13 protein-coding genes are annotated in these 22,726 nt (G+C 44.8%); 7 read left to right on the top strand and 6 right to left on the bottom strand.

Features of this window, described 5'->3' with window-relative positions; genetic code table 11:
* Positions 1-20: 20 nt before the first annotated feature.
* Entirely contained in the window at positions 21-203 is a 183-nt protein-coding gene (locus F6K64_RS16195; RefSeq protein ID WP_131826829.1) for a hypothetical protein, read from the bottom strand.
* 285 nt (positions 204-488) lie between these two features.
* Complete coding sequence (locus F6K64_RS16190) at positions 489-2,120, bottom strand: Hsp70 family protein (RefSeq protein WP_287265819.1); 1,632 nt, start codon at positions 2,118-2,120, stop codon at positions 489-491.
* Between the two features lie 53 nt (positions 2,121-2,173).
* Between F6K64_RS16190 and F6K64_RS16185 the strand changes: the two genes are divergently transcribed.
* On the top strand, positions 2,174-2,308 hold the full coding sequence (locus tag F6K64_RS16185) for a hypothetical protein (RefSeq protein ID WP_008191298.1): 135 nt from the start codon (positions 2,174-2,176) through the stop codon (positions 2,306-2,308).
* Here the strand turns inward: F6K64_RS16185 and F6K64_RS16180 are convergent.
* The 3 genes from F6K64_RS16180 to F6K64_RS16170 all read right to left on the bottom strand — a co-directional run bounded on the left by F6K64_RS16180 (position 2,294) and on the right by F6K64_RS16170 (position 7,490).
* Positions 2,294-3,916, bottom strand: a complete 1,623-nt coding sequence (locus F6K64_RS16180; RefSeq protein ID WP_287265818.1) for a DUF2079 domain-containing protein — start codon at positions 3,914-3,916, stop codon at positions 2,294-2,296. The two genes, F6K64_RS16185 and F6K64_RS16180, sit on opposite strands and share 15 nt — an antisense overlap.
* A 416-nt stretch (positions 3,917-4,332) precedes the next feature.
* A complete protein-coding gene (locus tag F6K64_RS16175; protein ID WP_287265817.1) occupies positions 4,333-5,895 on the bottom strand; it encodes an ATP-binding protein in 1,563 nt (520 codons plus the stop codon).
* Positions 5,895-7,490, bottom strand: coding sequence for a sensor histidine kinase (locus F6K64_RS16170; protein ID WP_287265816.1), 1,596 nt, complete (start codon positions 7,488-7,490; stop codon positions 5,895-5,897). Before F6K64_RS16170 ends, F6K64_RS16175 begins: the two co-directional genes overlap by 1 nt.
* An 89-nt stretch (positions 7,491-7,579) precedes the next feature.
* Between F6K64_RS16170 and dxs the strand changes: the two genes are divergently transcribed.
* The 6 genes from dxs to F6K64_RS16140 all read left to right on the top strand — a co-directional run bounded on the left by dxs (position 7,580) and on the right by F6K64_RS16140 (position 14,818).
* A complete protein-coding gene (gene dxs / locus F6K64_RS16165; protein ID WP_287265815.1) occupies positions 7,580-9,487 on the top strand; it encodes a 1-deoxy-D-xylulose-5-phosphate synthase in 1,908 nt (635 codons plus the stop codon).
* A gap of 123 nt (positions 9,488-9,610) precedes the next feature.
* Positions 9,611-10,672 (top strand): S-methyl-5-thioribose-1-phosphate isomerase, encoded by a 1,062-nt coding sequence (mtnA, locus tag F6K64_RS16160; protein WP_287265813.1) that lies wholly within the window; start codon positions 9,611-9,613, stop codon positions 10,670-10,672.
* A gap of 611 nt (positions 10,673-11,283) precedes the next feature.
* Complete coding sequence (locus F6K64_RS16155) at positions 11,284-11,901, top strand: L,D-transpeptidase (RefSeq protein WP_008191311.1); 618 nt, start codon at positions 11,284-11,286, stop codon at positions 11,899-11,901.
* 332 nt (positions 11,902-12,233) lie between these two features.
* The gene (locus F6K64_RS16150) at positions 12,234-12,974 is read left to right on the top strand and encodes a cytochrome c biogenesis protein CcdA (protein WP_287251388.1); all 741 of its coding nucleotides are present in this window, start codon (positions 12,234-12,236) and stop codon (positions 12,972-12,974) included.
* A gap of 11 nt (positions 12,975-12,985) precedes the next feature.
* Complete coding sequence (locus tag F6K64_RS16145) at positions 12,986-13,171, top strand: hypothetical protein (protein WP_008191315.1); 186 nt, start codon at positions 12,986-12,988, stop codon at positions 13,169-13,171.
* A 204-nt stretch (positions 13,172-13,375) separates the two neighbouring features.
* The gene (locus tag F6K64_RS16140) at positions 13,376-14,818 is read left to right on the top strand and encodes a cytochrome c biogenesis protein (RefSeq protein WP_081431820.1); all 1,443 of its coding nucleotides are present in this window, start codon (positions 13,376-13,378) and stop codon (positions 14,816-14,818) included.
* A gap of 51 nt (positions 14,819-14,869) precedes the next feature.
* On the opposite strand, the gene F6K64_RS16135 is transcribed toward F6K64_RS16140, so the two are convergent.
* Positions 14,870-22,726 (bottom strand): non-ribosomal peptide synthetase (locus F6K64_RS16135; protein ID WP_287265812.1); only part of this gene is annotated, 7,857 nt, incomplete at its 5' end.

The raw sequence follows: 22,726 nt of genomic DNA, 5'->3' as shown, positions 1-22,726 counted from the left end.
GTAAGCTATCAGCTTATGCGCTACTTGAGGTGCTTTTGAATAAAACAGGTAAGCATTGCTTTAATCTGAGTTAAGCCACAGCATCGTTCGCACAGCGTGGCCGTTCGCGTAGCGTGGCCAAAAGGCCAAAAGGCCAAGGCCAAAGCCTGTGCCACGGCTGACAGCTGAACACTGACAGCATGAACATTTGGATTGATGCCCAACTGCCTCCAACATTAGCAACAAGCCCTTGGGTGGTGCGTTACGGGACGGGCTATTTCAATACTAGCGCTAGGTTTTAACATGAGGGCAAGCCCGCCCCTAACTCACCCTACGCACGACGCACGACTGCCTCCAACATTAGCAGCGAGCCCTTGGGTGGTGCGTTACGGGACGGGCTATTTCAACACTAGCGCTAGGTTTTAACATGAGGGCAAGCCCGCCCCTAACTCACCCTACGCACTATCACCTACTATTTATAAGTGTTCAACGGAACATGATCTGACCAATTAACTTAACTGAGCTACTACCTGATTTGCCAATAAGGTTTCTTTGGTCAGTAAATCATCTACAGTAACTCTCAAGTAACGTTCACCATCAACTTGAAACTGAAGTTTAATGCGATCGCTTCCGGGATTGCCCAGGGGTGTTAATTTAGCCACACTTCTTGCCCCATCCCTATCATTGAGGGGTTGCACAGCGTTTTCGCCCTGGCCTAACTGACGAGTAATTAAGCGATCGCCTTCAAAATAAATCTCTGTGCCACCAGTTTGGGAGCCTAACTCTCCTAAAATTAGCTCTATACTCGGTTGATTCTCTACCGATGCTCCTAAGAATAGTTCTACTGGCTCACTCATGGGGTAAGGCTGTCCTTCTCTAATGATTGAGTGCCAGTTGTGACGCTTTAACCGTCTATCCCAATAGCGAATTCCGTAGCTATGGTAGAGGAAATCTTGGACTTCGATACCTTGGCTGAGCTGAAGTGCGCCAGTTGCGATCGCTTCAAAAGGTTTTTGGCAACGAACCTTGCTTGAATCGAAATACCGGTTTACCCATGCCTGAACTGCTGGGATCTTCACCGTCCCACCCACTAACAAGACACCATCTATATCTGGCACTTCTATACCGCTGCGTCTTGCCTGTTGCAGCACTTCCGTCATCTTATCATCAAGGGTATCAAAAAACTGGTGTTCTTTGAGAATAGTTTCAAAAGTCTCCCGGTCTAGTTTTAGTTCGTAACTCTCAAAGGTTTCATCATTAAAATAGACTTCTGTAGCTTCAGACTGCTCAGATAGTTGAATTTTCAGGCGTTCTGCTAGTCGAGTAGTCAAAGGCGATCGCATTAACCCTTGAGTTTCCACAAAATAATCCACCAGCCAGTTATCAATATCTGTCCCACCCAAATTTTGTCCCACTTTCGCCAGCACACGGGCAATTTTCACCTTCTGGCTAGACCCTTCACCAAATGACTTTTGCCCCCACTTAAGAATAAACCCGATAGGTTTTTTATTCCCTTGAGCCTCCTGATTCAGCTGCACCAGAGATAAATCCAGAGTGCCACCACCAAAGTCTATAACTAGTAGAGTATCCCCTTCCGCAATACCATAGCCCAAAGCAGCCGCTGTCGGTTCATCCAGCATCCTCACCTGTTCCACTGGCAAGGATTGGCAGATTGCACTAAGCCAATGGCGGTAGGCTTCAAAGCTATCCACAGGCACAGTCAGAATCACCGATTCAATGGCAGAATCCCCCGCCTCGGACTGGAGGGCTGATAGGTCTTCAATAATTTGGTTGAGGAACCATTCCCCAACTTGTTCAAAGGTGATCACGGTGCCATCCAGTTCTGGCAGAAATCCCTGAACCTCAGCACCAATCCCCCGTTTGAAGCTGCGGAAGAATCGAGGGTCACTGCTGAGATCCAATCCGCGATCGCGTACTGCCTGTCCAACCATAACCTTACCCTGAGCCGCATCTTCCACATACACCAAACTCGGAATTAAGGGAGGATTTTGACTAAGTTGCAGTGCAAGTCCTGGTAAAGTGATGGTTTCTGGCGTTTCGGTGACTGGGTTCCAGCGAGTGATTACCGTATTGCTCGTGCCAAAGTCAATAGCGTAGGACGTAGTACTGGTGCTAGGCATCAATATTGATTCAACTTATCTTATTAATATTATTTATTAATAAATATCAGTTTATGGACGAACTACTCAATAGCCAGGACACCTGTACCCAGGAAGACAGTTTAGCAATCCGTGTCGGAATTGTGATAATTTTTGATGCCATATTCCCGATTCCCTTTGCTATTGCACTACAGTTATCCCGTAGTTGAAACATCTAACTCTTGCCTAAAGCTTAGCCATGCTCTCATAGCCTCTGGATTAGATGCTACTCCTTTTTGCATCAAAATCACACCATCTTTAAAACCAATGATGCCATACTCGTTAGTCTTGGTGACCCGGTCAATCATGTTAACTAAAGAGCGCAACCGCTGACCATCATGCTTAAAGGCAATTTGATAGCGTTGTAACCGCCATAAATCTGCGATCGCATAATCCACCTTCACGACCTCGCCATTATCATTGCGCAACTGTAAGTCAGCTAAGCGGATGACTTCCCGACGTCCTGACAGATGAGGCACTAGATAGGTAGTAGCTGAGACACTAGCATTTGGGGGAATCTGAGCCAGTAATGACCGGATCGACCCCACACGAGACCACTGTTGGGTTAAGGGCACATAGACGAAGGGTTGGTAGGAATCCGGAAGGAGGAAATAAAAGGTTCGATTTGGGCTAGAGGTAATGGTCAACACTACCGCAAGGGTTAGACAAAAAATCCAAAAGCGCCGAAACTTAGACCTAGCCGAGATCACAGCTTGACTAAATTGGGGATGAGCTGACCACCAAAGTATCGCGCCATAGAATAGCCCAGGTACTACGGTCATCGCATAACGGATATTAATCGCAAGCACTGATTGACCTTTACCCAACAGAAGTTTTAGCAAGGGAAATGCTGCGATAGACCAAGAAGCGGGAGCAATAGCTGGTATAAATGCTAATGGTAACCATTGACCTAATAAATACTGAATGGTGCCAAAAAAGGGAGTAAACAGTTCTACTAGTAAACGCCAAGGATTAGTCAGCATACCCTTAATAATTTCCAGAGTAGACGCCTCATCCCCATCAGCGTACTGACCAAAACGTTCGATCATGAACCGTTGAGAAATATCTTCCGAAAATAGGGGCATAATTAGATTGGTCAAGACAAGTATGTAACCGAAACTGAGGGTACAAACTGCCAGACCAATGCGAGGGTAGCGCCGACTAACAATTAAATAGAATCCCACACCAAACAAACCTATCCCGGAATCTTCCCGTACAGCTAAAATCAAAATTGCCAGCAACCAAAACAGCCACCACCAGCGTTTTTCCATAGCTAGCAGTAGCCCAAATACAAATAGCGGAATTTGGCAGATGTCATGGAAATTGGCTAAGGTCGGACCGAGAATAGCATTAGCACAGTAAAAGCTAACCGTAATCATTGCTGCTAACATCGGTTGCAGATACTGTCTAGCCAGGATATACAAAACTACACCAGCAGCTGTTACCAACGTTACCTGCAAAACGGTTAGGGTAGCGGGAAATGGAAACAAAGCATATAACGGTAACCAAAGTAACAGGGCGGGAGTAAAATGTTGCCCTAATCGGTGGTAATAGACATTTGGAACTTCCCCATTATGAACTACATTAGTAGACAGCTGGGATGAAAGAGTACTCTGAAAGAAGCGACCGTGAATTCCATTCCAGAAGACTTGATTAAAAATTCCTTGATCGTAGGAAGAATAAAAAGTATAGTGTCGATGTAGAGTAAAAATTAAGGTGAATAAAAAAAATGCGATCGCCGCAGTAATAACAAGTTTTAACCCAGGTTTTTTTGTCATTTTTCCTTTGTCATTTGTCCTTGGTATTAAGCTCCAGAAAGTTTCGCTTTTTTAAAACTACTCTTGTTTTCAACACACCCTCACGCTTATCGGGAAAAAGATCTAGCGTTTCTCATAGCTATGAGGTACAAATATTTTTTTACCTCTTGCCTCTTGCCTTCCCCTCCTGGGAGGGGTTAGGGGTGGGTTCCTCTTGCCTTCCCCTCCTGGGAGGGGTTAGGGGTGGGTTGCTCTTGCCTTCCCCTCCTGGGAGGGGTTAGGGGTGGGTTGCTCTTGCCTTCCCCTCCTGGGAGGGGTTAGGGGTGGGTTGCTCTTGCCTTCCCCTCCTGGGAGGGGTTAGGGGTGGGTTCCTCTTGTCTGCTCCCTGCTCCCTAAAGCCCATAATTTTGACCTCATTAGTTTGAGAATTGCTATAGCTAATTGCGACTACTCCCGAGCCATTCCGAATCAGAACTTCTCACCTCAGACCTCTGACCTCTGACTTCCCCATTACTTACTATGGGAATTTTAATCGTAAATGTTGTCCCAACGCCCACTTCGCTAGTCAGTTCAATCTCTCCCTGATGCTGTTCCACACAGCGTTTCACAATCGATAGTCCCAGACCAGTCCCTTGAATTGTCCCCACATTTTTGGCTCGATAAAAAGACTCGAAAATTTTCTTTTGGTCTGCTTCAGCAATCCCAATTCCTTTATCCTGGATGCGGAACACAACCAACTGCTGTTTCAGATCACAAGTTAGGTTAAAGGTCACGATTTCATGAGAAGGAGAATACTTCAAAGCATTGGTAAGCAGATTAGTTATAATGTAATGTATAAGTTTATCATCCATACAGACTTCTGTATAGACCCCGTCAGAGGTAAAAACAATCCGGTTGCGGCTGGCTTGATCTAGGCATAGTTCTGCAATTAAATCCTGGCAGAATTGCTCTAAGTTCATCGGAGTTGGAATAAATTCTAGCCGACCTACTTCAGCTTGACCGATTAGCAACACCTCTTCCATCAACTCAGTCATGCGCTCTACTGAAATAGTAATTCGTTTTAGATAACGCTGCTTTTGCTCCTGAGTGGCCAGATTACCATAGCGCTTAAGTAATTCAGCGGCAGTTAGGATCACACTGAGGGGATTACGGAATTCGTGGCAAACGGTGGAGACGAACTGGGAGCGGAAATCTTGGATTTCTTGCTCTTTTGCCAACACCTGCTCTAACATTTCTGTCTGAGGATCCTCGCTGATATCCCAAAACGCGAGCACTACTCCATTCACGTTTCCCAGTTGGTCTTTTAGGGGTGAAGCACTATTACCAACAGGAATTCGACCACCGTCCTTTGCGATCAAAGCGTTATGCTCGCCCAGATAGACAACTTGTCCGGTCTTGATCACTTTATCTAGGGGATACTTGACTAGATTACCGGTCAGGTCATTAACAATTGGGAACACTGAGGTCACATCTCGCCCCCATACCTCCGATGCCTTCCAACCAGTCAGAGCTTCAGCGGGAGCATTCATAAAGGTAATGGTACCTTGGGTCGTGGTAGCAATAACTGCATCATCGATAGAGTTTAAAATGGATGCCAACTGAGCTTGGCTGTTCTGCAACGACTGCTCCATCTGGTATTGCTGGAGAGCCATTTCAATGGCAACCCGCAAGTCTCTCTCGTTAAACGGTTTGGTAACATAGCCAAAGGGTTGGGTAACCTTAGCCCGTTGCAAGGTATCTTCATCCCCATAGGCAGTTAAATAGACGATAGGAATACGTAAATGTTCACGAATTTGCCTAGCAGCAGTAATACCATCCATCTTGCCTTTGAGGAAAATGTCCATCAGCACTAAGTCAGGCTTAGTTTGAGCGGCTTTGGTAATGGCTTGAGAGCCAGATGAAGCAGTAGCTGATACCATATAACCCAGTTGCTTAAGCTGGCTAGCAATTGTCTTAGCAACAATAACTTCGTCTTCTACAACTAACACCCTGGTAACCACTATTGTTGTCCTATTGCTTCTACAATTGTTGCTGTTGAGAATACTATTCTGAAAGCTGTGCCCTCGCTATGGCCCTGAAACATACTCCCGTCTAGTTGCTCCGTTGCCAGGTCATAAACTAACGATAATCCTAAAGACTGGGTATTACGCCAATCTAACTCTTCTGGTAAACCAACCCCATTATCTCGGACAATCAATTCAACCTGATCGTCCCCGCTATGGTGCAATTCAATGTGAATCTCACCATAGCGTCCATTGGGAAACCCGTACTTCAGGGAATTGGATACCAGTTCATTGATGATTAGACCGCAAGGGATGGCCTGATCAATACTGAGGGAAATGGGTTCAATAGTCGTGTGCAACTGAATCCTATCGCTAGTTACTTGATAAGCTACCAGTAAGTTCACCGCTAGGTTCTGGATATAATCCACTACATCCAGGTTGCCTATCACTGAGGCACCATAAAGTTTCTTGTGAATGAGAGCCATGGCTTCAAGGCGATGGCGAGCTTCCGACAGGTGTACTCGGGTTTGGGGTTGATCTACTGTCAGAGATGGCAAGTGTAGTAAGCTAGAAACAATTTGTAAGTTGTTTTTGACCCGATGGTGAATTTCTTTGAGCAGCACCTCTTTCTCAACTAGGGTAGCTTTGAGGTTTTCCTCGACCTGTTTGAGCTGTGTGATGTCGATGGCTATGTTATGGATCCGAATTGGAGTGTTATTAGCATCTGTGAGGAGGTGAGCACGATGGCGAATCCAACTCACAGCTCCATCCGGTCGCAAAATTCTGTAGTCAATATCTTTGGCACCAGTTGACAGCAGGGTTTGGTGTGCCAGTTCATAGGTTTCGAGATCCTCTGGGTGAACCACTGATTCCCACAGGCGTAAGTTTCCGAAGAACTCAGTGATACTGCGACCATAGACTTGCTCGGTAGCACTGTTAAGATAAAGCAGTTTGTCAATCGAAGGATCAAAAGACCATACCACTGCTTCTAGGGAAGTCAGAATACTCTCAAGACGTTCTTGGCTCAACTGCCAGGCATGTTCATTTTCCCCCAATTCTTCTTCAAACTGCTGATTGACAGCAACTTCCTGCTGCCATCGCTGATTAGCTGCCACTAATTCCCCTTCTTTTTGACTCAACTGTTGGTGTAAGTCTTCGACCTTAGTAACAATAGCAGAGAGGATGGCTGGCATGGTGTGGGGGGTCACCACACGCACTACTTGACCTTGTTCATCCACTAGGGGTAGGTGACGAATCTGGTGTTGACGTAATCGGGACTCTACCAAAAAAATGTCCGGTTTCGCTATGATGGGCAAGGTAATTAACTCTTGAGTCATCAGATCAGCGATGGAAACCCCTGAGTTGACCATTCCGGCTGATGCTACTTTGACCACATCCCGTTCTGTAAAAATGCCTACCAATTGCTGCTGCTGTACTACCAGCACATAACTCCTTCGAGTTTGATTCATCGTAGCGATCGCTTCCGTTACTGGAGTATCGGGAGCAATGGTGATCGGCTGCTGGTCGCAAGGAAAATTTACAATGGAAAGTTGACCAGAAATGCCATTTTTCAGGTAATCTTTAGCTTCCATATAACCCTTGAAGCGCCAAATTATTGGATACTTTTAGGGAGTCGAAAGATAAACATTAACACAATCCAGTAGCAATTCAAAGAGACGGTATGCATCTCAGTGAAATTACTCATCCAAATCAGTTGCACGGTCTATCGATTCGTCAACTAGAGGAAATTGCCCGTCAAATTCGCGAGAAACATCTCCAAACCATAGCTACTAGTGGTGGTCACTTAGGACCAGGCTTGGGAGTGGTAGAATTAACCTTAGGTCTGTATCAAACACTTGACCTTGACTATGATAAGGTAGTCTGGGACGTTGGACACCAAGCTTATCCCCACAAAATGCTCACGGGGCGCTATAACCGATTCCATACCCTACGGCAGAAAGATGGTATTGCTGGTTATCTAAAGCGCTGCGAGAATAAGTTTGATCACTTTGGAGCCGGTCATGCGTCCACCAGTATTTCTTCTGCTTTGGGTATGGCGATCGCCCGAGACCGCAGAGGGGAAAACTTCAAAGTGGCAGCAGTTATTGGTGATGGTGCTCTGACCGGTGGCATGGCATTGGAAGCCATCAATCATGCAGGACATTTACCCCATACTAAACTACTGGTGGTTCTCAATGACAATGAGATGTCCATCTCCCCTAATGTCGGGGCTATTCCCCGTTACCTCAACAAAGTGCGGCTTTCTGAGCCGATGCAGTTTATTACTGACAATTTAGAGGAACAGTTCAAAAATCTCCCCTTTGTCGGTGAGTCTTTATCCCCAGACTTGCAACGGCTCAAGGAAGGGATGAAGCGTTTAGCCGTACCTAAGGTCGGAGCAGTATTTGAAGAACTTGGCTTTACTTACATCGGACCGGTAGATGGTCACAATCTAGAGGAGTTAATTTCCACCTTTACCAACGCCCACAAGCTAGATGGACCAGTGCTGGTGCATGTGGCAACTACGAAAGGCAAGGGGTATGCGATCGCAGAAGCGGACAAAGTGGGTTACCATGCCCAAAGTCCCTTCAACCTAGCTACGGGTAAAGCCCTTCCAGCTAAAAAACCCAAACCCCCCGGCTATTCCAAAGTTTTTGCCCACACCCTAGTCACACTAGCTCAGAATAATCCCAAAATCATTGGCATCACGGCAGCTATGGCTACCGGGACAGGGTTGAATAAATTGCAAGAAAAACTCCCTGACCAATACATAGATGTGGGGATTGCGGAACAACACGCCGTCACCCTAGCGGCTGGCCTAGCCTGTGAAGGAATGCGACCGGTTGCAGCTATTTACTCCACCTTCTTACAACGGGCTTACGACCAAATCATTCACGACGTTTGTATCCAAAACCTACCCGTCTTCTTCTGCCTCGACCGTGCGGGAATTGTGGGTGCTGATGGCCCTACTCACCAAGGGATGTATGATATCGCTTATTTGCGATGCATTCCTAATATGGTAATTATGGCTCCCAAAGACGAAGCTGAACTGCAACGTATGGTAGTTACAGGAGTAAACCACACCGATGGTCCGATTGCCATGCGCTATCCTCGGGGTAGTGGTTATGGCGTTCCTCTGATGGAAGATGGTTGGGAACCCCTACCCATTGGTAAAGCAGAACTATTGCGTAATGGTGACGACCTGTTAATGGTAGGGTATGGCACTATGGTTTACACCGCCATGCAAACCGCTGAAATTCTTAGCGAGCATGGTATTGAAGCAACGGTGATTAATGCTCGTTTTGTCAAGCCCCTGGATACAGAATTAATCTTCCCCTTGGCTCAGAAAATTGGTCGTGTAGTTACCCTAGAAGAAGGGTGCTTAATCGGTGGCTTTGGTTCAGCGGTGGCAGAAGCACTGATGGATAATGATATATTAGTTCCCCTGAAGCGCTTTGGTGTACCGGATAAATTAGTCGATCATGCCAAGCCCGATGAATCAAAAGCTGATTTGGGGCTGACTGGCTCTCAAATTGCTGAACAGATCAGGGAAGCGTTCTTTACTAGACAGCCATCTGCTGTTAGTTAATTTATCAATGTTAACAGTTGACAGTTGACGGTTGAAATTTAACGGTTAACTGTTAACCGTCAACCGTTAACAAAATAGCAATTAACAATTAACAATTAACAATTAAGAATATACCGAACTTAGATGAACTCATCCACATACCAAGTGTATCCCGTTGTTTGGGAAAACGACCGAGTTATCCTCATTGACCAAAACCGCTTACCCAGCAAATATTCCATTGTAGAAATCAGCCGCTGTGAAGATATGGTTGAGGCGATTAAAACTATGATTGTTCGGGGAGCGCCAGCGATTGGAATCGCAGCGGCTTATGGCATTTACCTTGGCGCAAGAGAGATTAAAACTAAAGAACGCAAGGCTTTCCTCGAACAGCTTGAAGTTGTAGCGCAGCAGTTGCGGCAAACTCGTCCTACAGCGGTTAATTTGTTTTGGGCAATCATGCGGATGCTTAAAAATGCCTATGAAACGATCGGGACAGTAGAAGAGATTAAAGCTTCCTTACTTGAAACAGCTCAACAAATTCAGCTGGAGGATTTACAAACCTGTCAAGCCATAGGCGATCGCGGATTAGAAGTATTACCGACAACCCCCGACAAACTCTGTCTTCTGACCCATTGTAATGCAGGAGCGTTGGCAACAGCTGGGTATGGTACTGCCTTGGGAGTGGTGCGTTCGGCGTGGCGGGATGGGCGATTAGCCAGATTATATGCTGACGAAACCCGCCCCCGCTTGCAAGGTGCTAGGTTAACGACCTGGGAATGCGTCGAAGAAGGTATTCCCGTTACTTTAATTACCGATAGCATGGCCGCCCATTGTATGAAACAAGGGCTAATTGATGCGGTTGTAGTGGGAGCTGATCGCATTGCTGCCAATGGGGATACGGCTAACAAAATTGGTACCTATAGTGTAGCTCTGATTGCTCAAGCTCATCAGATACCTTTCTTTGTGGCTGCTCCGATCTCAACCATTGATTTTCAGCTATCTACTGGCGAAGAGATTCCCATTGAAGAACGTCACCCCTCAGAAATTTATCAGATTGGGGAGACAGTGATTTGTCCTCCTAAAGTGGAATTTTATAACCCAGCTTTTGATGTAACTCCAGCGGAGTTAATCACTGCCATTATTACTGAAAAAGGCGCATTAGCCCCCAGTGAGCTGTCACAACTTAACATTAAGCAGTCAGTTTGAAATCTATCTTGGTTTTAGGGATTAGGGATTAGGGAGTAGGGAGCGGTGCGACCCGTGGCGAATTTAATTACGGGTCAAGCGCACCGAGGGAGTGGGGAGTCGGGGTAATAAAATTGAATGTACCTGATAAGGAGTGAGAAACGCTATAACTGACCCAACTATGTTTGAGTCAGTTCCTTAGTTCAGCAACCTCTAAAGGATAAAGTCCGATAGCTATGGGTGTTTAGATCATGGGTGTTTAGATCATGGGTGTTTATAGCAATTATCATAGCTATGAGGTACACAATTTCGGGATTTTAGGTAATAGGTAATAGGTAATAGGTAATAGGTAATAGTAATAGGTAATAGTAATAGGGATGCGCTGCATCAAGAGGTGCGACCCGTGGCGAATTTAATTCTTAATGGTAAGAGCGCACCTAACAGGGAATCAGCTTCAAAGAATACTGTACCTCATAACTGTGAGAAACGCTATAGATCATGGGTGTTTAGATCATGGGTGTTTAGATCAAAGCCCTGCAGCTGTAGAACCGTCAACAGTCAACGCTCAACAGTGAACAAAACATGATCAATTAAAATATGCACATAAAATATCAAATAGCTAAGAGGAAATCGTGAACGGAAAACTTTCCACCCAACACTTAATTGTGTGCGGCTTAGGTGTAGCTATCCCGTTATTATACGCAGAGGTAGCCACCGCCGCCGCTGATCTAACCAATACTAGTGTAACTAACTGGAAAAAAATTCAGTATGAAAGCTTTCTGCCAAGGCTTGAAACACCAGAATTGTCCCCTCTCGAAGAAGTCAATCACTATCTGCGGCAAGAAGAAGATTTCTTTAATAATACCCCTCGTTTAGTGATTAAACTAAGTGAGCGTCGTCTTTATGTTTATCGAGGAGATAAACTCGAAGCCAGTTATCCAGTTGCCATCGGTCAGCCTGGTTGGGAAACCCCTACAGGCAATTTCCAAGTGACACAGATGGTTCAAAATCCAGTTTGGAAGCATCCTCTAACTGGTGAAGTCGTTGCTCCAGGACCAGAAAACCCTCTTGGTCCAAGGTGGATGGCATTTTGGAGTGATGGAACAAACTACATCGGGTTTCATGGTACCAATGATGAGGAACTGGTGGGACAAGCAGTGTCTCACGGTTGCATCCGGATGCGTAATGATGATGTCAAAGCTTTGTATAACAGAGTGGCTTTGGGAACATCTGTAACAGTACAGGAATAGTTATTGTTGACAGCTGCCCCTAGCTAAAGCTAGGGGATTGAGGCAGCTTGATCAGGGTGGGCACAAGATGGTGATTCAAGCTTTTTGGTATATATAGCAGAAGTCAGAAGTCATTTGTCAGAAGTCATTTGTCAGAAGTAAAACTCTTGCGCTTCTTGATGCAGTCGCTCATGGGGGAAACCCCCAAGACCGCGCTGCATCGCTTACAAAGGGTGTGAGACTTTTGTCATGTCCTAACTGCCCTGGCGACTGCTATATCCCTGGGATTTGGCCACTCTACTTGAGGGGTTCAATACGCTAAAATTCAAGCAAACTGGGTGTTAAAATTCCCTATGCTTGACACATTCTCGACTCAACTCTATCAACTCCAACAATTCGCTAATAACCTGGTTGACAGCCAACTGACTCACCTGAGCCTAGTCAGCATAGCCATCATCTTTGCTGCTGGGTTGCTGACTAGCCTAACCCCCTGTATGCTATCAATGCTACCGATCACGATTGGCTACATCGGTGGTTATGAAAATCAAGGACGGCTGCAAGCTGCTACCCAATCGGTATGGTTTTCCTTAGGCTTAGCCACAACCTTAGCTGCATTAGGAATTATCGCAGCATCTATCGGGCGAGTCTATGGTCAAATCGGTGTTGGCTTACCGATTATTGTGAGCCTAATCGCCATTATTATGGGGTTGAATTTACTAGAAGCACTACCGCTACAGTTTCCAAGTTGGGGTGGTATGGATTGGATTTCCCAGGAATGGCCGAAAGGGTTACGCTCTTATCTCATTGGTTTGACCTTCGGTTTAGTTGCGTCTCCTTGCAGTACACCGGTATTAGCAACGTTACTGGCTTGGGTTGTCTCAACTAAAGATTTAGTGTTAGGTGGTGCCTTGCTGTTGTCTTATACAGCTGGTTATGTGGCACCCTTGATCTTGGCAGGTACGTTTACTGCTTCAATTAAACGATTATTAGAATTGCGACAGTGGTCGAGTTGGATTACACCAGTAAGTGGTGCGCTATTGGTGGCATTTGGTGTGTTTTCGTTGTTGTCTCGGATTCCTGTGGGAATTTTTTGACTGAGTACTGAGTGCGTCGTAAGCTATCAGCTATCAGCTATCAGCTATCAGCTATCAGTTATCAGCTATCAGCTATCAGTTATCAGCTATCAGCTATCAGCTATCAGCTATCAGCTATCAGTTATCAGCTATCAGCTATCAGTTATCAGCTATCAGCTATCAGCTTATGCGCTACGCGCAATGGACTTTTCTGGTGACTTTCAATTATCATAAATCTCGAACTATTAAATTCTCTCGTTTGCGCACGCTACGGGAACGGCGCACGCTACGCTGGGTTTATTTTAAGCTGACCGCTGACCGCTGACCGCTGACCGCTGACTGCTGACCGCTGAATGCTACTGAGATTCTTTTCATAAATCTGCTCATCCTATTCAGAAAACAAGTAATTAACTAGACTGAATATGACTTTAGAAAACTCATCAGATAACTCATCAGATAACTCATCAAATAACTCATCAGATAACTCATCAAATAACTCATCAAATAACTCATCATTGAATAGTAGCAGTCGGTTGTGGCGTCGGTTAGTATCAGTGCTGGCTAACTTACGGTTAGCGATTATCTTGCTGCTTGCGATCGCATTCTTTAGCATCAGCGGTACAGTTATTGAACAGGGTGAATCTCTGGCATTTTACCAAGCTAATTATCCTGAAGACCCAGCGTTGTTTGGTTTCCTGAGCTGGAAGGTGTTGTTGCTGCTAGGGTTAGATCATGTCTACCGGACTTGGTGGTTTTTGTCCTTATTAGTGTTATTCGGTAGTAGTCTGACCGCCTGTACCTTCACTCGTCAATTTCCAGCTTTAAAAGCAGCCCGGAATTGGAAGTTTTACAAAGAACCCCGCCAGTTTGGGAAACTTGCTTTGAGTGTAGAGTTGGACAAGGGGTCTTTTACTTCCCTCACTGAGTTGTTAGAGAAGCGGCGTTACAAGGTATTCCAAGAGGGGGATACTATCTACGCCCGTAAAGGAATTATCGGACGGATTGGTCCAATTGTAGTACATGCCAGTATGTTGATTATCCTGGGAGGGTCAATTTGGGGCTCAATGACAGGATTTACGGCTCAGGAAATGGTTACCAGTGGCAATACATTCCAAGTTAGAAACATTATTGATGCCGGTCCGTTTGCTTGGCCCCAAATCCCCAAAGATTTGTCAGTGCGGGTGAATCGTTTCTGGATTGATTACACTCCATCCGGGGATATTGATCAATTTTACTCCAATCTGTCAGTTTTGGATAGTCAAGGTGAGGACATTGACCAAGAGACTATCTATGTGAATAAGCCCCTAAGATATCGAGGTGTCACCTTTTACCAAACGGATTGGGGGATTGCTGGGGTTCAGGTGCAGTTGAATAATAGTCCAATTTTCCAGCTTCCCATGGCACAACTTCCCACTAATGGTGAGGGACGGATTTGGGGCACTTGGGTTCCCACAAAACCTGATTTAAGTGAAGGGGTATCCCTTTTAGCTAGGGATTTGCAGGGAACCCTGTTTGTTTATGATGGAACGGGTAATCTCGTTTCAAGTGTTCGTTCTGGTATGGGGATTAAGGTCAATGGGGTGATACTTAAAATTAAAGATGTCATCGGCAGCACTGGCTTACAAATTAAAGCTGACCCGGGTATTCCCTTTGTTTACACTGGCTTTGGTTTACTGATGTTAGGGGTACTGATGAGTTATGTCTCCCACTCTCAGATTTGGGCATTACAAAAAGGCGATCGCTTTTATATTGGTGGGAAAACCAATCGTGCTTTGGTCACCTTTGAACGGGAATTGATTGAGATTTTAGAGCAGGTGGGTGAATCATCCCAGACCGTAGAACCTTTACTAGCTAAATCTGCTTAGTATGACCGCGATCCAGCTTCCGAACAGGGGAGCCAGTGCCGCCAAGACGTGCTAGTTGTTCAATAGATACTTGTTCAATTCTGCAGTTAGACCCTCAACTTGAGGGGCTTTCATAATAGTGAAATGGTCTCCAGTAATAGTGTGAGTTTGGATATTACCTAGAACTAGAGAACCCCAGCCGTGGGTTGGGTCTTCAATTACTGCTGGGGAAGTTTGACTAGCATTTAGAAGGAGAACTGAACCTGGATAAGCTTGTGGTTGATAATAAGAGTTTGCTGCTAGATTTGCTTGAAAAACTTCCCATAAAGAACGCATTTGCTCTATTTCTAGGTCTGATGGGAATATCCCTTGCTGTTTGGCTTGCTCAAATAGATGCAAAACTTGCTGGGATGCTTCAAGTTGTCTAAGTGTTTCATGGGATATATCTAACTCTTGACCATAAAGACCTCCCAAATCTTGAGCCAATAGATTTACTATCATGGCTTGATCTATTTCTGAAGGTTTCCGAATTAAAGTGGGTGCATAACTGTCTATTAACGTTAGAAGAGCCACTGGCTCATTTTTAGCCTGTAATTGTTGTGCCATCTCATAAGCAATTACACCTCCAAAAGACCAGCCTATTAGGTGTAATGGTCCTTGGGAATGAATTGGCTTTATTGCCTCAATATAATGGGATGCCATCTCCTCAACAGAAGTTAAGGGTTGCTGTTGTCCATCTAAACCAAGAGATTGTAAACCATATACTGGATAATCTTGATCTAAATGACGAGCTAACTCTGCATAACACAGGACATTACCACCACCAGGGTGAATAAAAAACAAGGGGGGTTGGTTTCCACTGGTTTTAATGGGAACTAATATGGAGTGAGATGTATCTACTGAACAATCCAGAAAGCTGGCTAACTGTTCAATGGTTGGACTTTGGAAAAGGGTTGCTAAAGGCAAATTGATTTGGAATTGTTGTTTAATCTGGGACATTAAACGGACAGCCAGTAGAGAATGTCCTCCGATTTCAAAGAAGTTGTCATGTATTCCTACATCTGGCACTCCTAGAACATTGGCGAAGATGTTGGCGATTATTTCTTCGGTTGGAGTACATGGAGCTACATATTCCTCCACCCTGCTGAAAACCCCATCAGGTGCAGGTAGGGATTTGCGGTCTACTTTGCCGTTTGGTGTTAAGGGCAGGGTGTCTAAGGTAACGAAGGCACTGGGCACCATATAGTCTGGTAGTTTCTGAAAGAGGAATTCTCGTAGTTGCTTGGTGCTTAGTGATTCGGACTGACTGACATAATAGGCGACTAGGCGTTTGTGACCAGGAACATCTTCTGTTACAATTACTGCGGTTTGTTGGATGTGGGGATGGGTGGACAGTACTGATTCTATTTCCCCTAGTTCGATGCGGAAACCCCTGATTTTGACTTGGTTATCGATCCGACCGAGAAATTCAATGTTACCGTCTCGTCGGTATCTCGCCAGGTCTCCGGTTTTGTAGAGTCGTTCTGAAAAGGAACTACACAAGGGATTTGGGATGAATTTTTCTGATGTTAGTTCTGGGCGATTTAGGTATCCTCTGGCTAGTCCATCACCTCCTAGGTATAATTCTCCGGGTACGCCTATGGGTACTGGTTCCAGGTTTTTGTCTAGGATATAGATTTGGGTGTTGGCGATGGGGCGACCTATGGGGGGAAGTGATGACCAATCACTGGGAAAACCATTTAATTTAAAAGCACTGACCACATGAGTTTCTGTTGGTCCATACTGATTTTCTAGACGGCAATTAGACAGTTTTTCAAAAAAGTTCCTGAGGGTGGGAGTAATTTGTAACTGTTCTCCTGCGGTAATCAATTCACACAGTGTAGAGGGTAGACATTCCGGACTAGTCAAAGCACTAGTCGCTAAGTATTCTAGAGCCACAAACGGTAGAAAGAGTCTTTCGATACCTTGTTGTTTGAGCAATTGCAATAAGGCAGTTCCATCTCTTCGTACATCTTCTGGTATCAATACTAATGTTCCACCTGAACACCAAGTAGATAAGATTTCTTGGAAGGAGACATCAAAGCTTATCGGTGTAAATTGCCCAGTTTTTGTGCCGTATTTGGCAGAGGAGTTTTTCAACTGCCACAGGATAAGATTAACCAGAGGACTATGGTTCATGGCAACCCCCTTAGGTTGACCAGTAGAACCAGAAGTATAAATCACATAAGCCAAATTATGTGAATGAACCCCAACATCAAGATTCTCCCCACTATATTGCTCTATGGCACCCCAATCACTATCCAAGCAAACCACCTGGGCTTGATTTTGTGGCAAAGATTCTAGTAACGACTGTTGAGTCAACAACACTTCAACACCCGAATCGCCCAACATATAACTCAGTCGTTGGTGAGGATAATTAGAGTCCAGGGGTACATAAGCACCACCCGCCTTGAGTATCGCCAACAGTCCTACCACCATCTGTACAGAACGTTCCACACAAATACCCACCAATACTTCTGGTCCTACTCCTAAGTTTTGTAGGTGATGTGCTAGTTGATTCGCCTTTTGATTTAATTGATGGTAAGTCAACTGCTCTTGTTCAAACACCACGGCCACAGCATCTGGTGTTTTCTCTACCTGCTCTTCAAATAACTGATGAATACATTTTTCTTTTGAGTATTCCGTTGCAGTATCATTCCACTCCACCAACAGTTGATGACGTTCCTCTGCACTCAATAAAGGTAACTCACCCACCACTAGTTGGGGATTTTCCACAATTGCTGACAACAAGTTCTGGAAATGAGTGGCCATGCGAGCAATGGTAGACCGATCAAATAAGTCCGTGTTGTACTCCCATTCACCTATCAATCCCATGTCTGTTTCCGTCATTGACACGAGCAAATCAAACTTAGAGGTAGTACTTTGTTGATTGAACTCACTCAAACTCACACCGGGTAAGTCTAATTTCCCCATCGGTGCATTCTGTAGCACAAACATCACCTGGAACAGGGGGGCATGACTCAAAGACCGTTGGGGTTGCAATGCGGATACTACCTGTTCAAACGGTACATCCTGATGTTCATAAGCGAGTAGTGTGGTTTCCCTGACTTGTGTAAGCAACTGCGAAAAACTGGGATTATCTTCAAAACGGGTTCTCAACACCAAAGTATTGACAAAGAACCCAATTAGCGGCTCAATTTCATGGCGGTTGCGATTGGCTATGGGTGAACCAATTAAAATATCAAATTGCCCACTGTAACGAGACAGTAAGGTGGCAAAAGCTGCCTGTAGCGTCATAAATAAGGTACTACCCGAGTTCCTGGACAACTGTTGCAACTTCTGGGTTAATTCAGTGCTTAAACTAAAACTTTCACTACTGCCGTGGTAACTCATTACATGGGGACGAGGACGGTCTGTGGGTAATTGTAATAATTCTGGAGCACCCTCTAATTCCTGTTTCCAGTAATTGAGTTGGTTTTCATTGATTTCCCCACTTAACCATTGTCTTTGCCAAAGAGCAAAGTCAGCATATTGAATCGCTAATTCGGGTAAGGGGGATGGTTCTGATGCAACAAAAGCTTGATATAAACGTGATAGTTCTTCGATTAATATCCCCATTGACCAACCATCAGAGACTATATGGTGCATGGTCAGCACTAACACATACTCGGTAGTGTCTAGTTGCCATAATTTAGATCGGATTAATGGTGCTACCTCTAGGTCAAAGGGGGTTGTGGCTTCCTGTTGTATTTGTTGGTGTAAGATAGTTTCCCGTTCTGCTTCTGGGTATTGTTGTAGGTCTACTACATTGATGTTGATGGTGCTGTGGGGGTGAATTACCTGTATTGGTGTGCCATTGATAGTCCGGAAACTTGTCCGTAGTACTTCGTGACGATGGATTATTTCTGATAAGGCTTGTTCTAGGGCGTTAATCACCAAGTTTCCAGTGATGCTCAGGGCTGCTGGCATGTTGTAAGTGGCGCTAATTCCTTCTAGTTGGTTGAGGAACCATAGTCTTTCTTGAGCTGAGGATAGGGGTAGTTGTTCACTATCGGTTCTTGGTTGAATCGGAGGAAGACTTAATTGGTTTTCTGTGGTCAGTAATTGGCTTAATTTCGGCGAAATAAGAGCGATTGTAGGGCTTTGAAATACTTCCCTTAGGGAGATTTCTCTGTTGAAGGTCACTCGCAGTTGGGAAATTAATTGAGTGGCGAGTAGGGAATGTCCTCCGATTTCAAAGAAGTTGTCATGTATTCCTACATCTTTCACTCCTAGAACCAGAGCGAAGATGTTGGCGATTATTTCTTCGGTTGGGGTACGTGGCGCTACATATTCCTGTTCTCGGGTGAAGACCCCATCTGGTGCTGGTAATGCTTTTGTGTCTACTTTGCCATTGGGTGTTAAGGGCAGGGTGTCTAAGGTAACGAAGGCACTGGGCACCATATAGTCTGGTAGTTTCTGCTTGAGGAATTCTCGTAGTTGGTTGGTGCTTAGTGATTCGTTCTCACTGACTATGTAGGCGACTAGGCGTTTGTTACCAGGAAGATCTTCTGTTGCAATTACTACGGTTTGTTGGATGTGGGGGTGGGTGGACAGGACTGCTTCGATTTCTCCTAGTTCGATGCGGAAACCCCTGATTTTAACTTGGTTATCGATGCGACCAATAAATTCGATGTTACCGTCTGGTAGATATCTCGCGAGATCTCCGGTTTTGTAGAGTCGTTCTGAAAAGGAACTAGAGAAGGGATTTTGGATGAATTTTTCCGATGTTAGTTTTGGGCGGTTGAGGTATTCTCGGGCTAGTCCATCACCACCTAGGTATAATTCTCCTGGTACTCCTATGGGTAATGGTTGCAAATTTGGATCGAGAATATAGCTTTGAGTATTAACAATTGGACGACCAATAGGAATGGTTTTTTTGCTCATTCTTTCGTGGCAGGTGTAAAAATGCGTATCAATACAAGCCTCTGTTGGCCCATACAGATTGTGTAAAGTAGCTTGGCTTTGTTGTTTGAAAAGACAGTATAGTTCAACAGGCAAAGGTTCGCCCCCACAAAATACTCGCTTTAAATATTTACAAATGGCTAAATTTCTTGTCTCTAAAAGCATTCTTAGTAACGAGGGAACCAATTGAAGCACGGTAATTTTTTGTTGGTTAATTACCTCAATTAGATAATCACTATCTTGATGTCCCTCTGGTTTGGCGATTACTAATTGTGCTCCTACCAATAATGGGGCATAAAATTCCCAAATTGAAGCATCAAAGCTAAATGGAGTCTTTTGCAAAACTTTATCAAGTTTAGTTAAAGGAAAGGTTTGCCCCATCCAGCGCATATGGTTGGCTAACGCTTGATGAGAGATTGCCACACCTTTGGGAACTCCTGTAGAACCAGAAGTATAAATCACATAAGCCAAATTATGTGAATGAACCCCAACATCAAGATTCTCCCCACTATATTGCTCTATGGCACCCCAATCACTATCCAAGCAAACCACCTGGGCTTGATTTTGTGGCAAAGATTCTAGTAACGACTGTTGAGTCAACAACACTTCAACACCCGAATCGCCCAACATATAACTCAGTCGTTGGTGAGGATAATTAGAGTCCAGGGGTACATAAGCACCACCCGCCTTGAGTATCGCCAACAGTCCTACCACCATCTGTACAGAACGTTCCACACAAATACCCACCAATACTTCTGGTCCTACTCCTAAGTTTTGTAGGTGATGTGCTAGTTGATTCGCCTTTTGATTTAATTGATGGTAAGTCAACTGCTCTTGTTCAAACACCACGGCCACAGCATCTGGTGTTTTCTCTACCTGCTCTTCAAATAACTGATGAATACATTTTTCTTTTGAGTATTCCGTTGCAGTATCATTCCACTCCACCAACAGTTGATGACGTTCCTCTGCACTCAATAAAGGTAACTCACCCACCACTAGTTGGGGATTTTCCACAATTGCTGACAACAAGTTCTGGAAATGAGTGGCCATGCGAGCAATGGTAGACCGATCAAATAAGTCCGTGTTGTACTCCCATTCACCTATCAATCCCATGTCTGTTTCCGTCATTGACACGAGCAAATCAAACTTAGAGGTAGTACTTTGTTGATTGAACTCACTCAAACTCACACCGGGTAAGTCTAATTTCCCCATCGGTGCATTCTGTAGCACAAACATCACCTGGAACAGGGGGGCATGACTCAAAGACCGTTGGGGTTGCAATGCGGATACTACCTGTTCAAACGGTACATCCTGATGTTCATAAGCGAGTAGTGTGGTTTCCCTGACTTGTGTAAGCAACTGCGAAAAACTGGGATTATCTTCAAAACGGGTTCTCAACACCAAAGTATTGACAAAGAACCCAATTAGCGGCTCAATTTCATGGCGGTTGCGATTGGCTATGGGTGAACCAATTAAAATATCAAATTGCCCACTGTAACGAGACAGTAAGGTGGCAAAAGCTGCCTGTAGCGTCATAAATAAGGTACTACCCGAGTTCCTGGACAACTGTTGCAACTTCTGGGTTAATTCAGTGCTTAAACTAAAACTTTCACTACTGCCGTGGTAACTCATTACATGGGGACGAGGACGGTCTGTGGGTAATTGTAATAATTCTGGAGCACCCTCTAATTCCTGTTTCCAGTAATTGAGTTGGTTTTCATTGATTTCCCCACTTAACCATTGTCTTTGCCAAAGAGCAAAGTCAGCATATTGAATCGCTAATTCGGGTAAGGGGGATGGTTCTGATGCAACAAAAGCTTGATATAAACGTGATAGTTCTTCGATTAATATCCCCATTGACCAACCATCAGAGACTATATGGTGCATGGTCAGCACTAACACATACTCGGTAGTGTCTAGTTGCCATAATTTAGATCGGATTAATGGTGCTACCTCTAGGTCAAAGGGGGTTGTGGCTTCCTGTTGTATTTGTTGGTGTAAGATAGTTTCCCGTTCTGCTTCTGGGTATTGTTGTAGGTCTACTACATTGATGTTGATGGTGCTGTGGGGGTGAATTACCTGTATTGGTGTGCCATTGATAGTCCGGAAACTTGTCCGTAGTACTTCGTGACGATGGATTATTTCTGATAAGGCTTGTTCTAGGGCGTTAATCACCAAGTTTCCAGTGATGCTCAGGGCTGCTGGCATGTTGTAAGTGGCGCTAATTCCTTCTAGTTGGTTGAGGAACCATAGTCTTTCTTGAGCTGAGGATAGGGGTAGTTGTTCACTATCGGTTCTTGGTTGAATCGGAGGAAGACTTAATTGGTTTTCTGTGGTCAGTAATTGGCTTAATTTCGGCGAAATAAGAGCGATTGTAGGGCTTTGAAATACTTCCCTTAGGGAGATTTCTCTGTTGAAGGTCACTCGCAGTTGGGAAATTAATTGAGTGGCGAGTAGGGAATGTCCTCCGATTTCAAAGAAGTTGTCATGTATTCCTACATCTTTCACTCCTAGAACCAGAGCGAAGATGTTGGCGATTATTTCTTCGGTTGGGGTACGTGGCGCTACATATTCCTGTTCTCGGGTGAAGACCCCATCTGGTGCTGGTAATGCTTTTGTGTCTACTTTGCCATTGGGTGTTAAGGGCAGGGTGTCTAAGGTAACGAAGGCACTGGGCACCATATAGTCTGGTAGTTTCTGCTTGAGGAATTCTCGTAGTTGGTTGGTGCTTAGTGATTCGTTCTCACTGACTATGTAGGCGACTAGGCGTTTGTTACCAGGAAGATCTTCTGTTGCAATTACTACGGTTTGTTGGATGTGGGGGTGGGTGGACAGGACTGCTTCGATTTCTCCTAGTTCGATGCGGAAACCCCTGATTTTAACTTGGTTATCGATGCGACCAATAAATTCGATGTTACCGTCTGGTAGATATCTCGCGAGATCTCCGGTTTTGTAGAGTCGTTCTGAAAAGGAACTAGAGAAGGG

The organism is Moorena sp. SIO3A2 (genome assembly GCF_010672265.1).
In the GTDB taxonomy this organism is placed as follows: Bacteria; Cyanobacteriota; Cyanobacteriia; order Cyanobacteriales; family Coleofasciculaceae; genus Moorena; species Moorena producens.
This window is presented reverse-complemented; position numbering and strand designations above follow the sequence as displayed.

Coding starts and splice junctions, on each gene's coding strand:
- F6K64_RS16190 (WP_287265819.1), bottom strand. CDS start 2,120: ATGCCTAGCACCAGTACTACGTCCTACGCTATTGACTTTGGCACGAGC.
- dxs (WP_287265815.1), top strand. CDS start 7,580: ATGCATCTCAGTGAAATTACTCATCCAAATCAGTTGCACGGTCTATCG.
- mtnA (WP_287265813.1), top strand. CDS start 9,611: ATGAACTCATCCACATACCAAGTGTATCCCGTTGTTTGGGAAAACGAC.
- F6K64_RS16185 (WP_008191298.1), top strand. CDS start 2,174: ATGGACGAACTACTCAATAGCCAGGACACCTGTACCCAGGAAGACAGT.
- F6K64_RS16140 (WP_081431820.1), top strand. CDS start 13,376: ATGACTTTAGAAAACTCATCAGATAACTCATCAGATAACTCATCAAAT.
- F6K64_RS16150 (WP_287251388.1), top strand. CDS start 12,234: ATGCTTGACACATTCTCGACTCAACTCTATCAACTCCAACAATTCGCT.
- F6K64_RS16170 (WP_287265816.1), bottom strand. CDS start 7,490: ATGGAAGCTAAAGATTACCTGAAAAATGGCATTTCTGGTCAACTTTCC.
- F6K64_RS16180 (WP_287265818.1), bottom strand. CDS start 3,916: ATGACAAAAAAACCTGGGTTAAAACTTGTTATTACTGCGGCGATCGCA.